The following is a 16,801-nucleotide window of genomic DNA, read 5'->3' as shown; positions in this document are numbered from 1 at the left end:
GCTTAGGCTGATCAGTCTGATTTTCCACTCGCAGGGACACTGTCATGAGCCGCATCTTCGCTGACAATGCGCAGGCCATCGGGAATACCCCGTTGGTGATGATCAATCGGTTGGGCCCGAAGGGCGTCAGCATCATGGCCAAAATCGAGGGCCGCAATCCGGCCCATTCGGTAAAGTGCCGGATCGGCGCGGCGATGATCTGGGATGCCGAGAAAAGCGGACTGCTCAAACCAGGCATGACGATCATCGAGCCGACTTCCGGCAATACCGGCATCGGTCTGGCGTTCGTCGCCGCGGCACGTGGCTACAAGTTGGTATTGACCATGCCGGCTTCGATGAGCCTGGAGCGGCGCAAAGTACTCAAGGCGCTTGGCGCGGAGCTGGTGCTCACCGATCCGGCGAAAGGCATGAAGGGCGCCATCGAGAAGGCGACTGAAATCGCCGCATCGGACCGTGACCAGTATTACTTGCCGCAGCAGTTCGAGAACCCATCCAACCCGGGGATCCATGAGAAAACCACCGGGCCGGAAATCTGGAACGACACCGAAGGCAACATCGACGTACTGGTTTCGGGGGTTGGGACTGGCGGCACCATCACCGGGGTTTCGCGTTACATCAAGGACACCAAGGGCAAGAAGATTCTCAGTGTGGCGGTCGAGCCCGCCAGCTCTCCGGTAATCAGCCAGACGCTCGCGGGAGATGAGGTCAAACCGAGCCCGCATAAGATCCAGGGCATCGGTGCCGGCTTCGTGCCGAAGAATCTCGATCTGTCCATTGTCGATCAAGTCGAGCTGGTCAGTGATGAAGAATCCAAGGCCATGGCGCTGCGCTTGATGCGCGAAGAAGGCATCCTCTGTGGCATCTCTTGCGGCGCCGCCATGGCTGCGGCGGTGCGCATGGCCCAGCGGCCTGAAATGCAGGGCAAGAACATTGTGGTGATTCTTCCCGATTCCGGCGAGCGCTACCTGTCCACCATGTTGTTTGCCGACCTGTTCGGTGAGCAGGAACTGCAGCAGTAACACCCGTTGCGCCGATCTGGCTTGGCAGAACCGGCGCAGCACCGCTATAGTCTGAAACCTGCTTCTCCAATGCTTCGAGATCGGTATGAACCGCACATGCTTCTGCAACGTCGCTGACCACGAACGCCCATACGCGGGTGGTTTCGCAGCTCTTGCACGCATGCCGATCACATCTCCCCGCCATCCTGCGAGCCCACCACCGGGCTTGTTCCTGGCTCCGTCACCGCCACCCGCGGTGGCTTGAGTCACGCCGGTTCGCCGGCACTTCCGTCACTGCATTTGCCATTCGTTGGCGCAGTTTCGTATGCCTGATCAAAGGTGGCAGGATGATTTCTTTCTCACGCAACAACCTGGTCGCGTATGCGACTACGGGCCTTTTCGTGCTGCTCTGGAGCAGTGGGGCAATCGTGTCGAAATGGGGATTGGCGTACGCGTCGCCGTTCGCCTTCCTGTTGGTTCGTTTCGTTATCGCGCTGGTGGCGTTGGTGGGGGTGGTGAGGCTGGCCTCGCTATCGCTGCCTGACGGATGGAAGGCGCGTCGGTATGCCTTGACCACCGGTCTGGTGCTGCTGGGCAGTTATCAGATCTTCTATCTGCTGGCACTGGATCTGCAGATGACGCCGGGGGTCATGGCGACTCTGCTAGGCGTGCAGCCGATCCTGACGGCCGTGTTGCTGGAGCGCAAACGGCTAAGACCGCTGCGGCTGTTCGGATTGCTGCTTGGTCTGAGTGGACTGGTGCTGGTGGTGTATCAGAGCCTTGGCGTGGGAGGGCTGTCCGTGGCGGGCGTGGCCTGTGCTTTGCTGGCACTGTCGAGCATCACGCTGGGCTCGATGATGCAGAAACGAGCCAAAGGTGATCCGCTACGTGCCATGCCCTTGCAGTATCTCGCCGGGCTTTTGCTTTGTTCGCTGTTCGTGCCATTCCAGCCCATGAACATAACCTTCGAACCGGGCTTCTGGCTGTCGGTGTCATGGATGGCGTTGGTAATCTCGGTGGCCGCGACCTTATTGTTGTATCGACTGATCGCCAAGGGAGATCTGGTCAACGTGACCAGCCTGTTCTATCTGGTGCCGGCGGTGACGGCGGTAATGGACTACCTGGTATTCGGCAACCGGTTGGCGATGCTCAGTCTGGTCGGCATGTTGCTGATCGTGCTTGGTCTCGTTCTGGTATTTCGGCCAGCGCCGGACCGTCGTTAACTTCGTTGGACGCAGGTGTCGCCGCGGTCGTGGCCGGCGCCTGCTTGAGTACGAGCCAGAGCGCCACGGCAATCAGCGCACCGCCATAGGCATAGGCCCAGTCCAGCGGTTCATCAAGAAACAGGGCGCCCCAGAGCACACCGAAGGGTGGAATGATGAAGGTGACCGTCAGGGTACGAACCGGGCCGATGTCTGCAAGCAGGCGAAAATACAGAATATAGGCGAAGGCGGTACAGACGATGCCGAGCCCGGCAAGGCTGAGCCAGACGGTGCTGTCACCCCAGGAAACCGGGGGCGCTGTCAGCAGTGACAGGACGAACAGTGGCAGCAGACAGAGTGCCGCTCCCGCTTGGCTGCCGAAGGCAACCAATTCGCTACTCAACCCGCCGTGCTGGTTGATCCAGCGACGAGTCAGGAAACCACCGAATCCATAACAGGCGGTCGCGCCCAGGCATGCGAGCGCGCCGATCAACAGCTGTGCGTCGAATGCCACGGGGCCGGTACGTGTCAGCAGCGCCACGCCGCTCAGGCCGAATAGCACTCCGACCAGTTTCGCTGCCGTCAGCGCTTCGGCGAAAAATAGAGCACCAATGATTACGCCCATCATTGGTGTGGTTGCGTTGAAAATCGCGGAATAGCCGGTTGGCAGAAATTGCGCTGCCAGGGCATAGAGCGCGAACGGGACGCCGGAATTGATCATTCCGAGAATCAGACACAGTTTCAGCTTGCCGCGAAAATCCCAGCGGATCCGCATCATCATCAGAATCGCCAACAGGCCTAGGCAGGCAAATAGTACCCGGAAGAACGCAGTGGGAAATGTCCCGAGTTCCGGCGCGATGATTCGCATGAACAGGAAGCTGGCGCCCCAGATGGCAGCGAGACCGAGCAGGCGCAGTAGGTCTGAAGGACGCATGGGAAACTCCGACGACGGGACACCGAAGTGTTGGCGAGGTCTGCCTGTCTGGCAACCCGAATCACGCTTTCAAACCGGCTTGCGACCCGCTGCGGTCCTTTCATTGCGATCGGTGGCTGGATAAGCTCGGGCTTCCATCGCTGGAGACGATCGCCATGCTGTCAAAATCGCCGGACGCTGAAATCGCGCGGCAGATCCTGCTGGGCTTCGATAACTACCGTGAACATTTCCGGCTGATCACTGAAGGTGCTCGGTCCCGGTTCGAACAAGCACAGTGGCAAGATGCTCAGCATGCCTCGGCGGCACGCATCAACTTGTACGAACAGAAGGTCGGCGAAACGGCAGCGGACCTGCGAGCGTTATTCGAGCCAGAGGTACTGCTGGATGTACAGCAGTGGCCGCAGATCAAGAGCGCCTATATCGATCAGATCAATCCCCGCTTTGACGATGAATTGTCCGAGACTTGGTACAACTCGATCTTCTGTACGTTGTTCAGCCATGACTGCATCAGCGACGGCACCATGTTCATCCATACCACTCGGCCCTCCAATCGTGCCCACGAGCGAAAGGCCCAGACGCGTCGGTATCAGCCCGGCGGTGACCTTTACGGCATGCTCGCGCAGATCCTTAGGGACTTTGCCTTCTCCGTACCCTACGCGGATCTGAACGGTGACCTGCGGCGGCTCGAGGCGCAGCTGCAGGTGTCCTTGCCAGACTGGGTATGCAAGGACCCTGAGCTGTCGGTTGAGCTTTTCTGTTCGGTGCTCTACCGCAACAAGGGCGCCTATCTGGTTGGACGGATCTTCACACGCGACGAACAATGGCCGCTGGCGATACCGCTACTTCACCACGAAGGCGCGGGAATCGTCGCCGATGCGTTGATCACCGACGAAGCGGAAGTCTCGATCATCTTTTCGTTCACGCGCTCGTATTTCATGGTCGAGGTGCCGATACCCGCGGAGTTCATCGGATTTCTCAAGCGCATCATGCCGGGCAAGCACATCGCCGAGCTGTACACCTCCATTGGGTTCTACAAGCACGGCAAGTCGGAGTTCTATCGCGCGTTGATCAATCACCTGGCAACCACTGATGACTGCTTCATCATGGCGCCGGGTGTGCGCGGTATGGTCATGAGCGTGTTTACGCTGCCGGGCTTCAACACGGTCTTCAAGATCATCAAGGACCGCTTCTCTCCGACCAAGAACGTCAACCGGGCGACCGTCATCGAGAAGTACCGGCTGGTTAAAAGTGTCGACCGGGTAGGGCGCATGGCCGATACGCAGGAATTCGCCGATTTCCGCTTCCCTAAGTCCAAGTTCGATCCCGACTGCCTGGCAGAACTGCTTGAGGTTGCGCCGTCAACGGTCGAGGTACAGGGCGATACGGTGCTGGTGCGCCACTGCTGGACCGAGCGGCGGATGACGCCATTGAACATCTACGTGGAGAGCGCCAGCGAACAGCAGGTACAGGAAGCGCTGGAGGACTACGGACTGGCGATCAAGCAACTCGCCGCCGCCAATATCTTTCCCGGCGACATGCTATTGAAGAACTTCGGTGTGACCCGTCATGGCCGGGTAGTGTTCTATGACTACGACGAGATCTGCTTCCTCACCGAGGTGAACTTCCGCTACATCCCCGAGGCTCGTTATCCGGAAGACGAAATGTCGTCCGAACCCTGGTATTCGGTCGGTCCGAACGATGTGTTTCCAGAGGAGTTCCCGCGCTTTCTGTTTGCCGATATCAAGCAGCGTCGCCTCTTTGCCAAGCTCCACGGCGAGCTGTACGACGCCAACTATTGGAAGGGCCTGCAGCAAGCGATAAGCGATGGCAAAGTGATCGATGTCTTTCCGTACAGGCGCAGGCTGGAGGCTGCCCAGTGAGTGGTATGTGGTGAACGCTCGCGGTCAAGGCGGGTCGCAATTTATAGAGCCAAACCACATAGGCTCGGAGGCTGACAATCAGCAACATTTGTTGCAGGCAACGGCGCTTTTCTTGGGTTATGCTGATTACGAAGCCCATGGCTCCACCAAGACCCGTTACCAAGCAGGAGGGTTCATCATGAAAGCATGGCTCAGTAGTGTGTGCTGGAATCTGGCAGTGGCGCTTGGCTTCATCGAACCGCCACGGCTGCAACCGATACCGGTCCGCGCGCAACGAGGCGAGTCAGCAGCCAAGAGGCGCTGACCCGTACAACCGGGGGGTTGAATTTCAGCGCCCGGGCATCACCGGACCACCCCGTTCTATGGCTCGTTGATAAGCGGGGCGGTCACGTATCCTTTGCAAGAACGCACTCAGCCTCGGGCGGCTGGCATCCAGGCCCGCTCTCGCTTGGGCGGCTTCTAACGGGAAGCTCATCTGAATGTCGGCAGCGCTGAATTCGTCCCCGGCGAACCATTGGCTTTTCTCTAGTTCCTTCTCCATGTAATCCAGATGGAGCTTTAGCTGTGGGCCGATAAATGCCTTGTTCGCGCCTTTGGCGATTGCCCGCGCCACCGGCCGAATGAAAAAGGGCATTGGCCCGTTGCCAATGCGATCGAATACCAGTTTGAGCAGCAACGGCGGCATCGCTGAACCTTCGGCGTAGTGCATCCAATAGCGAAAGCGAAGGTATTCGGATGAGCCTATGGGCGGGGTCAGTCGGCCGTCGCCGTAGCGGTCGACAAGATACTCAATGATGGCGGCGGATTCGGCCAGAGTCAGGTCGCCATCGGTAATGACGGGCGACTTGCCGAGCGGATGCACCTTCTTCAGTTCAGGTGGAGCAAGCATTGTCTGCGGGTCTCGAGCGTAGCGCTTGATCTCATAAGGGAGTTGCAGTTCTTCCAGCAGCCAGAGCACGCGTTGCGAGCGGGAATTGTCCAGGTGGTGCAGGGTGAGCATCGGTGCAGCCTCTTTACAATCGGTGACCGCGACTAGCTTAGTCCACCGTTACGTTTCTGCCGGTTGTGGCAGACTTCGCCTCCATTCAGGAGAAGCCATGTCCCGTCCACAATGCACGCGTTGCCAGCGCCCGTTGAGTCATTGCCTCTGTGCTTTGATCCCCTCTGTTGCCAGCACCACTGCTGTGCTGATCCTTCAGCACCTTAGCGAAACGAGACACGCCCTGAACACGGCGCGCTTGGCAGCGCTGGGTCTGACCAATGCCGAGCTCCGAACGGGCGAAGTATTCGAGGATCTCCCAGACGATGGCCTCGAAAGCTACCTGTTGTTTCCCGGCGAGCAGGCCGTGTCGCTTGTGGATTTGGCACAGAAGGGTGGGCCGCTGCGATTGATCGTGCCGGACGGCACCTGGCGCAAGGCCCGCAAGCTGCTGCACCTCAATCCGCGTCTTGCCGACCTGCCGCGTGTTGTACTACCAGAGGGCCTGATGTCCCGCTATCGACTGCGCAAGGCCCCGATGCCCGGTGCGTTGTCTACCCTCGAAGCGATTGTGGCTGTGTTGAATACGCTTGAGGACACCGATAGGTTCGATGTGTTGCTGGGACCGTTCGAAACGATGATCGAGCGGCAGATCGCGGCGATGGGCACAGAGGTGTTCCAGCGCAATCACGCAAGCCTCCAGCACCGGTGAGCACGCATCCGTGGCTTAGCGCGGCGGACGGGTTTTCAGGCGGAGGATGTACAGCGTCACCAGTGTCGCGCTGGTCAGCATTCCGATTCGTGCCCAGAACATCGGCACTAACCAGCAGGACACGCTGATGCTCAGCCACATCGTTACGATCGAATAGATTTTTGCCTTCAGCGGGATGCCTTTGCCTTCCAGATAATCCCGGAACCAGGGACCCAGCCTCGGGTGCATCACCAGCCAGTTGTAGAAGCGCTGTGAACTGCGGACGAAGCAGGCGGCGGCAAGAAGAAGAAAGGGCGTAGTCGGCAGGACCGGCAGAAAGATGCCGATGACGCCGAGCGCAACGCTCAACCAGCCGATACCCAGTAGCGTATAACGCACTACCGGGTTGCGATACGTCGGGATATCGCGGTGCGCCAAGAGGTTACCCGGGTTTAATGTTTGCGCGGTTTAAGAAGCGCCGGTTTCTCTTCGGGGGCATGGCAGATCAGGTACAGCGCGGTGAGGATTTCAGGGATCTGCGCGACCATTTCCCCGACCAGATCCTGATCCTCGGCGATGTCGCTGAACTCGGGTTGCTCATCGAACAGCCCGGAGCCGACCATGATCGGCAGGAGCAGCTCGCTGACTTCCTCCTCGGAATCTTCGAACCACACCGACTCGCGCATGAATACGCCTTCCATGAAGCCGATGCACCAACCGCGCAGATCGGATTCGTCCGGTTCGTCGCCCATGTCGAGCTCGCAAGGCAGTTCCATATCTTCGTCACTGGCCAGCTGCCGGGCGATATGCGCCTTAAGCTGAGTCAGTGTCGCCTCGATGGCTTCGCGCTCGGTGTCGTCGGCGTACTTCGGCGGCTCGGCGAACAGCGCATCGATCCACTCGCGTTCGGGCACCTGCTCCGAGCAAATGCACAGCGCGGTCAGGTAGCCGTGCGCGGCGATGTAATCCAGTGCTTCTTCATGCAGGTCATCTGCATCCAGAAACACTTGCAAGCGGGCGAGTTGCTCGGCGAATGACATCGAAGACTACCTTGGGATGAGAACAGCGGTGATTCTAGACGAGCTGCGGGTCTCCCGCTACCGGGCGCTATCAGGCGGTAGTGGCTGGGCCAGCTTTCGCGCGCCGTCGTCCTTCGACAGATAGAAAAATACCGATGGAGTTCCGCTGCAATAGAACTCACCGTCCGGCTATCGCGTCATCGTGGTGTTCAGCCTGAACCCCGCGCCCGTGTCGCGTATACTCGCGCGTCTTGTTTCGGAGACCGGCATGCTCGATCAGGCACAGCGCATTCTAAAAGATGTTTTCGGCTACGACGCCTTTCGTGGCAACCAGGGTGCGATCATCGAGCGCGTGGCCGGCGGCGATGACGCACTGGTGTTGATGCCGACCGGTGGCGGCAAATCGCTTTGTTATCAGGTGCCGGCATTGCTCCGTGACGGCCTGGCAGTAGTGGTATCGCCGCTGATTGCGCTGATGGACGATCAGGTGGCCACGCTCGAGGAGCTGGGTGTTGCTGCGGCAGCGCTCAATTCGACCCTGACGGCTGAGCAACAGCGAGACATCGCCGATCGCCTGCGCCGCAACGAAATCAAAATGCTCTATCTCGCGCCCGAGCGGTTGGTTCAACCGCGCATGCTGGCGTTCTTGCAACGTTTGGAAATCGGTCTGTTTGCCATCGACGAGGCCCATTGCGTCTCGCAGTGGGGCCATGATTTCCGTCCCGAGTATCTTCAGCTGGGACAGCTCGCAGAGTTTTTCCCCAGCGTCCCGCGAATCGCGTTGACTGCCACGGCGGACAAGCGCACCCGAGAGGAAATCGTCCAGCGATTGCATCTGGAGAATGCCGAGCGTTTTCTTTCCAGCTTCGATCGTCCGAACATCTTTTATCGCATCGTGCCCAAGGAACAGCCTCGCAAGCAGTTGATGGCCTTCCTGGCGGAGCGTCGCGGCGATGCTGGCATCATCTACTGCATGTCGCGCAAGAAGGTCGATGACATTGCCGCCTTCCTCACCGAGCAGGGTTTTCCTGCGCTGCCTTACCACGCCGGGTTGCCGAACGATCTGCGGGCTTTCCATCAGAAGCGCTTCCTCAACGAGGAAGGCCTGATCATGGTGGCAACCATCGCCTTCGGAATGGGGATCGACAAGCCCAACGTGCGTTTCGTCGCTCATCTTGATCTGCCCAAATCGCTGGAGGCGTATTACCAGGAAACCGGCCGTGCGGGTCGCGATGGCCTGCCTGCTGATGCCTGGATGGCGTATGGCCTGCAGGATGTGATTTTCCTCAAGCAGATGCTCAACAATTCAGAGGGCGATGATCGGCACAAGCGCATCGAGCAGCACAAGCTCGACGCCATGCTCTCGCTGTGCGAGGAAACCCGCTGCCGTCGCCAGGTTCTGCTGGCTTATTTCGACGAGCAGATGCCCGAACCTTGCGGTCATTGCGACAACTGTGTCGATGGCGTACAGACCTGGGATGCCACCGAACCGGCGCGGCAAGCGCTGTCGGCGATCTACCGCAGCGGACAACGCTACGGCGTCGGGCATCTGGTCGATATCCTGCTCGGCCGCGACAACGAGAAGATTCGTAGCTTCGGCCATCAACAACTGTCGGTGTTCGGCGTTGGCAAGGCGCTATCGGAAGGGGAGTGGCGTTCGCTGTTCCGTCAGTTGGTCGCGCGGGGGCTGGCGGATGTCGACCTGGAAGGTTTTGGTGGGTTGCGACTCAGCGACAGCTGCCGTCCGTTATTGCGTGGCGAAGTCACCCTCGAACTGCGCCGCGAGCTGGCTGCCAAGGCGCCGAAGACCTCCGTCAGCGCGGCGAGTCAATTGGTTCGCAGCGAGGAACGCGAGACCTGGGAGGCGTTGCGCACGCTGCGCCGCAAGCTCGCCGAAGAACATGGCGTACCGCCTTACGTAATTTTCCCGGATGCGACCTTGCTGGAAATGCTCCGCAGCCAACCGAGCTCGCTTAGCGACATGGCGCGCATCAGTGGCGTGGGTGCGCGCAAGCTTGAGCGCTATGGCCAAGCGTTTCTGGAAGTCCTGCAGGGTACGGCGAAGGCGGTCAGGTCCCCTGCGGATGTGCGTCATGAGCTCATCACCCTGTCGCGTGCCGGTATGACGCCAGCGCAGATAGCCCGACAGCTCGATTGCAGCGAGAAGAATGTGTACGCCATGCTCGCCGAAGCGATCGGCCAGCAACAGCTCAGCTTGGAGCAGGCGCTGGATCTACCCGAGGAATTGCTGGGCGAGATCCAGGAGGCGTTCCTCGATGGCGAAGGCGAGCTTCCTCCCGTTGCGTCAATTGCCGAGCACTTCGTCGGACGTGTTCCAGAAGCGGTACTGTTTTGCGTTCGGGCGTCATTGCAGGCCGAATTCGAACTCTGATCGCCATACCTGGCATATAGTCCGGCGTGGCTAGCCGGCGCCTCGCTTGTTGCCTATTGCGCTCGGGCTGAGGCTTGTCCTGCAACTCACGGTTACGTTCCAGAGTAGAGGGCCGCTTGCCAGCATTTTAGAGCTGTGGTTAGCTCACTAATAATTAGTTTTGCAGGAACGCCGCTCCATGTACCCAGACCAACACCGCTTCGCCATGCAATTGGCGCAACTTTCGCGTGGCTGGCGCGCCGAGCTGGATCGCCGGCTGGCCGATCTAGGCTTGTCGCAGGCCCGGTGGCTGGTTCTCCTGCATCTGGCCCGGTTCGATCACGATCCAACCCAGCGCGAGCTCGCGCAAAGCGTGGCGGTCGAAGGTCCGACGCTGGCCAGATTGCTGGACAGCCTTGAAGCTCAGGGGTTGGTGCATCGCCAGCCGGCGCCCGGGGATCGCCGTGCCAAGCTCATTACTCTTGGCGTGCCGGCGCGCCCGTTGATTCAGAAGATCGAAGCGATCTCCACCCAGGTTCGGCAGGAGCTCTTCGAAGGCATCGACGAGGAAGACCTGCGCAACTGCCAACAGGTGCATGAGCGCATTCTGGCCAACCTGGTCAAGGCCAAACGTTAAAGGCCGGCGTGGGCTAATCACTACCGAGATCGCTGCCCTTGTCGTCGTCGATTGGCGCGTCGTTCTTCCTCATTCGACTGTTCGCAAACCAGGCGGCGATCGCCGTTCATCCTTTGCTCCTAGGCTGGTTTGCATGGTAGTGGCACAATGCCATAGCGCGTTCGCCGACGAAATACATCCATCTTTTTCTGTATCTGTCGATAACCGCGTCACAGTTCAGTAATCGAACAGTGGGTCGGCGTCCATGCACGCCGCTGGTCGGCTGTGGAGGTTGTTATGGCACTAAGTCGTCGAGTCTTGTTAATGGTAGCCTCGGGCTCGCTGATCTATTCCGGCCTGGTGTCTGCCTTGGGCATGGGCGATATCACACTCCACTCCGCGTTGAATCAGCCGCTGAGCGCTGAAATCGAGTTGCTGGATGTGGCCGATCTGTCGGCTGATGACATCCGTGTTGCCCTGGCTTCTAGTAATGACTTCGCCCGTGTCGGTGTCGAGCGCCTGGCATTCCTGCAGGATCTGAGCTTCACCCCCGTGATTGACGGTACCCGCAGCCGGATCCGCGTGGCTTCCAACAAGTCGGTTAATGAGCCTTACCTGAACTTCCTGGTCGAGATCACCCGGGCGAAGAGCCGGATGTTGCGCGAGTACACGGTTCTGCTTGATCCGCTGCCGACCACGCCGGCTCCCGATAACGAGATGGTCAGCGTCCCGCAAGCGGTGGCTTCGCCAGTGCGCGCCGAACCAGCTCACTTTTCAGAGCTCGCCGAATTGCCGCAAGCGTCGCTGGGCAAACGCCATCGGGTTGCGAGTGGCGAAAGTCTCTGGATGATTGCAAACGCTTATGTCGCTGACGGCGCGCAGGGTTCCCAGTCGCAGTTCATGCGCGATATCCAGGCACTTAATCCGAATGCCTTTCCCGATGGTGATTTGGGGCGCCTAAAAGCCGGTGCGAACCTGCTGTTGCCAGATTCGGCGGAGAGAGCTGCCACTACGCTTGCCGAACCTGTCAGTGCACAGCCGATGGCTGAATCCATCGCCCAGAATCATCCGGTAGCCAGTTCTGAGCCTGCCGATGCCTCGGCACTGGATGATCAAATCACGGCTCTGCGCCGTCAGCTGTTCGAAGAGCTGGCAGCCAGTCGAGAGGAGAACCAGCAGCTCAGGCAAACGTTGGCCGACTTGCAGATGGAGCTCGAGGCTGTCACCGGGCAATTAGTCGAGCAGCAGCGACCACAGGCGACCGCTTCGCCTCAGCTTGAACAATCGATTGCGCCAGTGGATACGCCTGAGCAACCTGTCGCTGAGCCGTCAGCTGCACAAATAGCCATTGCCGAGCCGGCATTCTGGTGGCAGGACTGGACATTGGCTGGCGGAGGCGTGCTGGTAGCGCTGCTGCTGGGTGGGCTGTGGTTCGGGCGCCGCCACAAACGACACGTCGAATTCCCGGTAGCGGTTCCCGTATCGGTTGTACCGCCGACACCTACGGCGCCTGTCGCGCCGACGGTGGCGCTGGAGATGCCTCGCCAGCCCGCGCACGCCTCCGTCAGCGAAACGGACGTGCTCGAGGCGGCGGAGATCTACCTGTCCTACGGTCGCCGCGACGAGGCGCTCGAAGTGCTGCAGCGCGGTATCGAGCGAGCACCCGAGCAGCTCGATATTCGCTTGCGCCACCTCGGGCTTCTCGTGGAGTCTGGTGATATCGACCGTTGCCGCGCCGCTGCCAATGCTTACCTGCAAGCGGGTGGTAGCCAGGCGCAGCTGGACCCGCTGCTGACCGTGTGTCCCGCCTTGGCTGCGACGTTTGCATCCGCTAATCATGAGTCATCGCTGGATCCAGACGTCACGTTCGTACTGAACGAGTTTTCTCCGTCGCCGTTGGTAGGCCTGGCGCCCATGGTCGCCGAGCCACGCCTGGCTGAGAGTCGCGAGCAGATTGCCTCTGAAGATTCACAGCCCTGGCTGGATGGCATTGACGAAAGTGCATTGACGCTCGGCGACCTGCCCAGTCTGTTCGATAATTCCTGTAGCTTCGCGTCGATTTCGGCGACCGAAGAACTGCGCCAGCTGGAGGCAAACCCGGAGCATCTGGTTCGCCTCAATCAGGCTGCCGCCTACATCAAACAGGGCGACATGGAGAGCGCCTGCGTCATTCTGGAAAGCCTCGCGATCGAAGGCGACGAGAAGCAGCGGCAGCAAGTCAACGAGTTGCTTGCACAGATCGCCTGATCGAGGTTCCGGTATGAGCGCTGGGCGAGGCCATCAAAAGCTGCGCCCAAGATTCATGTACAGGGCCCGCTCGGATTCATCGTTCAGGCCGTAGCTGAAGTTCAGCGGTCCCAGGGGCGTTTCGTAGCCGATAAAGATGCTGCCGGCGTTGATATAGCCACTATCGAACGCGTTGTCGTTGTTCCAGGCGCGACCGCGTTCAAGCGATGCCCCCAAGTACAGTGGGAAATCCAGTGGCAAGAACGAGCGCGGCGTCATCCTGCGGAAATAGATCATGCGGGCCAGGCTGATGTTCTGACCGGAGAGGGCATCCTGGCGAAAGCCCGACAGCTGCCGTGCGCCACCGAGCAAGAAGCTCGATGTGACGATCTCGGCGTCGTCCAGGGTGCGTCCATAGCGGCCACCGAAGACCAGCGTATCCAGGCCGAAACTGACGGCCTTATCCAGGCGAAACTCCCATTGGCGATAGCGCTGATCCGAGCCGAGACTTGGATCGTACTGGCGCAGGGTCAGCCCAATATCTTCGCCCTCGCGCGGAAAATCGACGTTGTCCACCGTGTCGAACGAATACTGCAGCTGGTAATAACCTTCCTCGAAGTTGAAATCCGGTAGCTGCTGGTCGCCGACGCGAATGTCTGCCTCGCCCCAGGCCTGACCTACACCGAAACGGATTTCGCCATTGTTGGCAATCTGTCGCCCCAGGTTCAGCCCATAGCCGTATCGCTGCAGGCGGTATTCGGCAATGGGGTCGTTATCGATGATCGCCTCGATGTTCTGTGTCTCGGCGAACAGGTTGGGTGCAACGAACCAGCGCGAACCGGCATCCAACGGCTGATAAAACTCGCTGAACAGCTCCTGGCGATCGCCCAGCTGCAGGCGTGTCAGCCACTCGGCGCCCAACTCGTTGATGCCGTTCTTGCGATAGCTGGCGCCGATGTTGAATGCGCTGTCGCCGCGAAAATCATCCGAGAGGTTGATGCCCAGGCGCAGGTAGTCGGTGCCGGAGCGCTTTTCACGGGTGGTGATGACCAGCGTATTGCCCGGATTGCCATGCACCACGCGGTATTCGACCTGCTCGAAATAGTCCAGTCCGTACAGCGTGCCCATGTCATTCTGCAGATCCTGGAGATCCAGGGGCTTGCCCACTTGCTGGCGGATGTGCCGGCGGATGACCGCGTTGCCCACTTTCGAATCGTTCTCGATGCGCACCGCGGTGATCAGTGGTGTACGAGGCTCGGCTGAGCGGGCGAGGCTCAGCGCAGGGTTGCCACCGGTTTCGCTGCGCATGGCGGTCAGACGGGCGTCCAGCGCGGTGGCCGCACGATACCCTGCGTCGATAAGCGCTTCCGTGCGGCCGAAATCGGTCGAACCGAACCCCGCCAGCATCGGTTGTACCAGCAGGTCTTCCTGACGCAAGGTCGCCAGCTGAGCCTCGGAGTTACGTCGGGTCATCATGGTGATCGATTGATTGAGTACATCGACGACCGTAAGCAGCTGCTCGCGGGGCTGCAGTGGCGTGCCGATGTCCACCACGATCAGCCGATCCACGCCCATGTCGCGGGCGACATCCATGGGAATGTTGTCGACCATGCCGCCGTCGACGAGCAGACGGCCTTCGATTTCGACCGGGGCGAACACCGCAGGGATCGACATGCTGGCGCGAATGGCTTGGGGCAGATGGCCACTGCGGAAGATGACTTTCTTGTCGTTGGCGATATCGGTTGCCACAGCGCGAAAGGGTATTGGCAAGCGATCGAAATCACGGGTGTCGCTGGTGTGCACGAGCAGGCGTTCGAGCAGTAGGGCAAGGTTCTGTCCTTGGATGACACCCAAAGGCAGCCCTAGGCTGCCATCGTCGCGGAAGCTGAGTTTGCGCTTGACCAGGAAATCGCGGTCGTCCTGTTTGCGTCGAAAAGGTACATCCTGCCGCGGCGGATCATCCGACAGTACCTGTTGCCAGTCGAGATCGAGTGCCAGCGTTTCCAACTCCTCGACGCTATAGCCTGCGGCGTAGAGCCCACCGATCACCGCACCCATGCTGGTACCGGCAATCGCATCGATTCGCACGCCGTGTTCCTCCAATGCCTTCAGGACGCCGATATGTGCCAGTCCTCTTGCAGCACCTCCGGACAGCACCAAACCAGTGCGGGGCTGGGAATCGGCGAATCCTGTCAGCGGCATCAGGAGGATCAGCAGAACGAGTAGGCGGGACATGGCAACACCGGCGGGAGGATTGCGAAATGGCGGCTATTATAGGCGTCCGTCAGCCCACGAGCGTCCTGTCATGGCCGATAGCAAACCGGAAATCGTCATTACCTACTGCACCCAGTGTCAGTGGCTGCTGCGTGCGGCCTGGCTGGCTCAGGAACTGTTGTCCACTTTCGCCGAGGACTTGGGCAAGGTCTCGTTGGTGCCGGCCAGTGGCGGTACATTCCATATTGCCTGTGACGGCGTGCAGATATGGGAGCGCAAGCGCGACGGCGGCTTCCCGGAAGCCAAGGAGCTGAAACAGCGCGTGCGCGACCAGATCGATCCGCAACGGGACCTCGGGCATAACGACAGATAGATCAGACAGTAGGGGTGTTCCGGCCGGCAGCTGGCGGTGCTGTGCTTTCACGGGCAAGGATCTGGTAGTCGACGATCGAAACTTCCCGCGGCTTCGGCATGCCCGCACGTTGCGCGGCCGCGCTGGCCAGCAGCATTTCTCCGGCGCGCCAGCCGATTCGGTACGGGTCGACGGACACAGTGGTGATCGTCGGCGTGCAATGGCGTGATACCTCGAAGTCGCCAAAACCGGCGATGGCGATATCGTCCGGTACGCTCAGGCCTTGACGATGGCAATGCATGATCGCGCCAAAGGCCGAGAGATCGCTGACGCACATCACCGCGTCCGTGTCGGGCCATTGCTCCAGCAGGCGGCTTATGGCTTCGCCGCCGTGGCTCATGGTGATCGGCGACTGGCCATGTTCGACCACCCGGGAATCCAGATTCAGCTCACTGAGCGCCCGCAGATAGCCTTCACGACGCTGCAGGCCGCGATGATCCAGGGCTGACGCTCCGCCGATGAAGCCGATGCGTTGATAGCCGCAACCGTGCAGGTAGCGAACCAGAGCCGATGCGGCTTCAGCATTGGAAAAGCCCACGGACTGTTCTATCGGCTCGTCAGGCACGTCCCAGGTTTCCACCACTGGCACTTTTGACTGCAACAGCAGTTTGCGCGTGACGTCCAGGTGGGCACTGCCGGTCAGCATCACGCCTAGCGGCCGGTGCCGCAGCAATGTCCGCACCAGTAACGCTTCCTGCTCGGGGTGATAATCGGTGTCGCCCAGCAGCAGACGCAGGCCCTGCCCCTGAATGCAATCATTCAGGCCGCGCACCGTGTCGGCGAAGTTCGAACTGTTCAGCGAGGGCACCAGCGCGACGATGAATTCGGAGCGCCCGCTCGAGAGGGTGCCGGCCGAAGCGTCGGGCAAGTAGCCAAGGCGCTCGATGGCTTCCTGAACGCGCTTTCGCGTCTTCTCGCTGACGCTCCGCCCAGCCAGCACTCGCGAAACCGTCATCTTGGAGACGCCGGCGAGCCTGGCGACATCCGCCATGCGCGGGGGCGATACGTCTGGCGCGAGGATGTTGTCCGTCATCGGTACGGGTTCCGGCAGTCACTGGTGGCATCGGAGTATACCTGCGGCCCGTTGTCGGTCTGGTCGTTCACCGCGCTTTACAAGGCGAATGTTATCGGTAACATTTTGCGCTGTGACGAGCGAGTTGCTGCTCCTTGGATGTGTTGTGGATGATTTATTCGATATCCGCTTCTGTGTTCGGCGGCTGGCGTCCCCCTAACTGATCGGCCGAGGAGCGTCCTGGCCG

15 protein-coding genes are annotated in these 16,801 nt (G+C 60.1%); 9 read left to right on the top strand and 6 right to left on the bottom strand.

All coding sequences use genetic code 11. The annotated features are described in order from the left end of the window. Positions 1-44 precede the first annotated feature (44 nt). Together cysK and ACL0K2_RS03655 are read left to right on the top strand one after the other, a co-directional pair. Complete coding sequence (cysK, locus tag ACL0K2_RS03660; protein ID WP_413043791.1) at positions 45-1,019, top strand: cysteine synthase A; 975 nt, start codon at positions 45-47, stop codon at positions 1,017-1,019. Between the two features lie 326 nt (positions 1,020-1,345). Next, the gene (locus tag ACL0K2_RS03655; RefSeq protein WP_045162641.1) at positions 1,346-2,221 is read left to right on the top strand and encodes a DMT family transporter; all 876 of its coding nucleotides are present in this window, start codon (positions 1,346-1,348) and stop codon (positions 2,219-2,221) included. On the opposite strand, the gene ACL0K2_RS03650 is transcribed toward ACL0K2_RS03655, so the two are convergent. Beyond that, on the bottom strand, positions 2,148-3,134 hold the full coding sequence (locus ACL0K2_RS03650; protein WP_230623643.1) for a DMT family transporter: 987 nt from the start codon (positions 3,132-3,134) through the stop codon (positions 2,148-2,150). The two genes, ACL0K2_RS03655 and ACL0K2_RS03650, sit on opposite strands and share 74 nt — an antisense overlap. Positions 3,135-3,289: 155 nt before the next feature. On the opposite strand from ACL0K2_RS03650, the gene aceK reads away from it, so the two are divergent. Together aceK and ACL0K2_RS03640 are read left to right on the top strand one after the other, a co-directional pair. Beyond that, entirely contained in the window at positions 3,290-5,014 is a 1,725-nt protein-coding gene (gene aceK, locus ACL0K2_RS03645) for a bifunctional isocitrate dehydrogenase kinase/phosphatase (RefSeq protein ID WP_045162640.1), read from the top strand. A 178-nt stretch (positions 5,015-5,192) separates the two neighbouring features. Next, positions 5,193-5,318 (top strand): PA1414 family protein, encoded by a 126-nt coding sequence (locus tag ACL0K2_RS03640; protein ID WP_275589394.1) that lies wholly within the window; start codon positions 5,193-5,195, stop codon positions 5,316-5,318. A 24-nt stretch (positions 5,319-5,342) separates the two neighbouring features. On the opposite strand, the gene ACL0K2_RS03635 is transcribed toward ACL0K2_RS03640, so the two are convergent. Further along, positions 5,343-6,014 carry a glutathione S-transferase gene (locus tag ACL0K2_RS03635; protein WP_045162639.1) on the bottom strand — a complete coding sequence of 224 codons (672 nt, stop codon included), beginning with the start codon at positions 6,012-6,014 and terminating at the stop codon, positions 5,343-5,345. Positions 6,015-6,111: 97 nt separating this feature from the next. Between ACL0K2_RS03635 and ACL0K2_RS03630 the strand changes: the two genes are divergently transcribed. Then, on the top strand, positions 6,112-6,705 hold the full coding sequence (locus tag ACL0K2_RS03630) for a tRNA-uridine aminocarboxypropyltransferase (protein WP_413043790.1): 594 nt from the start codon (positions 6,112-6,114) through the stop codon (positions 6,703-6,705). Positions 6,706-6,720: 15 nt separating this feature from the next. Here the strand turns inward: ACL0K2_RS03630 and ACL0K2_RS03625 are convergent, their stop codons facing one another. Further along, positions 6,721-7,122 (bottom strand): YbaN family protein, encoded by a 402-nt coding sequence (locus ACL0K2_RS03625; protein WP_045162637.1) that lies wholly within the window; start codon positions 7,120-7,122, stop codon positions 6,721-6,723. Between the two features lie 14 nt (positions 7,123-7,136). Continuing rightward, a complete protein-coding gene (locus ACL0K2_RS03620) occupies positions 7,137-7,724 on the bottom strand; it encodes a YecA family protein (protein ID WP_045162636.1) in 588 nt (195 codons plus the stop codon). A 247-nt stretch (positions 7,725-7,971) separates the two neighbouring features. Here ACL0K2_RS03620 and recQ point away from each other — a divergent pair, with 247 nt between their 5' ends. The 3 genes from recQ (at position 7,972) to ACL0K2_RS03605 (ending at position 12,937) form a co-directional block, all read left to right on the top strand. Further along, positions 7,972-10,095: a DNA helicase RecQ gene (gene recQ / locus ACL0K2_RS03615; protein ID WP_045162635.1), complete on the top strand. Its 2,124-nt coding sequence runs from the start codon at positions 7,972-7,974 to the stop codon at positions 10,093-10,095. A gap of 178 nt (positions 10,096-10,273) precedes the next feature. Next, a complete protein-coding gene (locus ACL0K2_RS03610; RefSeq protein ID WP_045162634.1) occupies positions 10,274-10,711 on the top strand; it encodes a MarR family transcriptional regulator in 438 nt (145 codons plus the stop codon). Positions 10,712-10,987: 276 nt separating this feature from the next. Next, entirely contained in the window at positions 10,988-12,937 is a 1,950-nt protein-coding gene (locus tag ACL0K2_RS03605) for a FimV/HubP family polar landmark protein (protein ID WP_413043789.1), read from the top strand. 33 nt (positions 12,938-12,970) lie between these two features. Here ACL0K2_RS03605 and ACL0K2_RS03600 read toward each other — a convergent pair whose 3' ends face one another. Then, positions 12,971-15,151 (bottom strand): patatin-like phospholipase family protein, encoded by a 2,181-nt coding sequence (locus ACL0K2_RS03600; RefSeq protein ID WP_413043788.1) that lies wholly within the window; start codon positions 15,149-15,151, stop codon positions 12,971-12,973. A gap of 70 nt (positions 15,152-15,221) precedes the next feature. Here ACL0K2_RS03600 and ACL0K2_RS03595 point away from each other — a divergent pair, with 70 nt between their 5' ends. Beyond that, a complete protein-coding gene (locus ACL0K2_RS03595; RefSeq protein WP_045162631.1) occupies positions 15,222-15,503 on the top strand; it encodes a SelT/SelW/SelH family protein in 282 nt (93 codons plus the stop codon). 1 nt (position 15,504) lies between these two features. Here ACL0K2_RS03595 and ACL0K2_RS03590 read toward each other — a convergent pair whose 3' ends face one another. Then, on the bottom strand, positions 15,505-16,575 hold the full coding sequence (locus ACL0K2_RS03590; protein WP_230623641.1) for a LacI family DNA-binding transcriptional regulator: 1,071 nt from the start codon (positions 16,573-16,575) through the stop codon (positions 15,505-15,507). Between the last annotated feature and the right edge of the window lie 226 nt (positions 16,576-16,801).

Origin of the sequence: Pseudomonas sp. YJ42 (genome assembly GCF_047225135.1) — a bacterium.
GTDB classification, from domain to species: Bacteria; Pseudomonadota; Gammaproteobacteria; order Pseudomonadales; family Pseudomonadaceae; genus Stutzerimonas; species Stutzerimonas stutzeri_E.
Note: the sequence above shows the minus strand (reverse complement) of the source record. Positions and strands in the feature narration are given on the sequence as shown.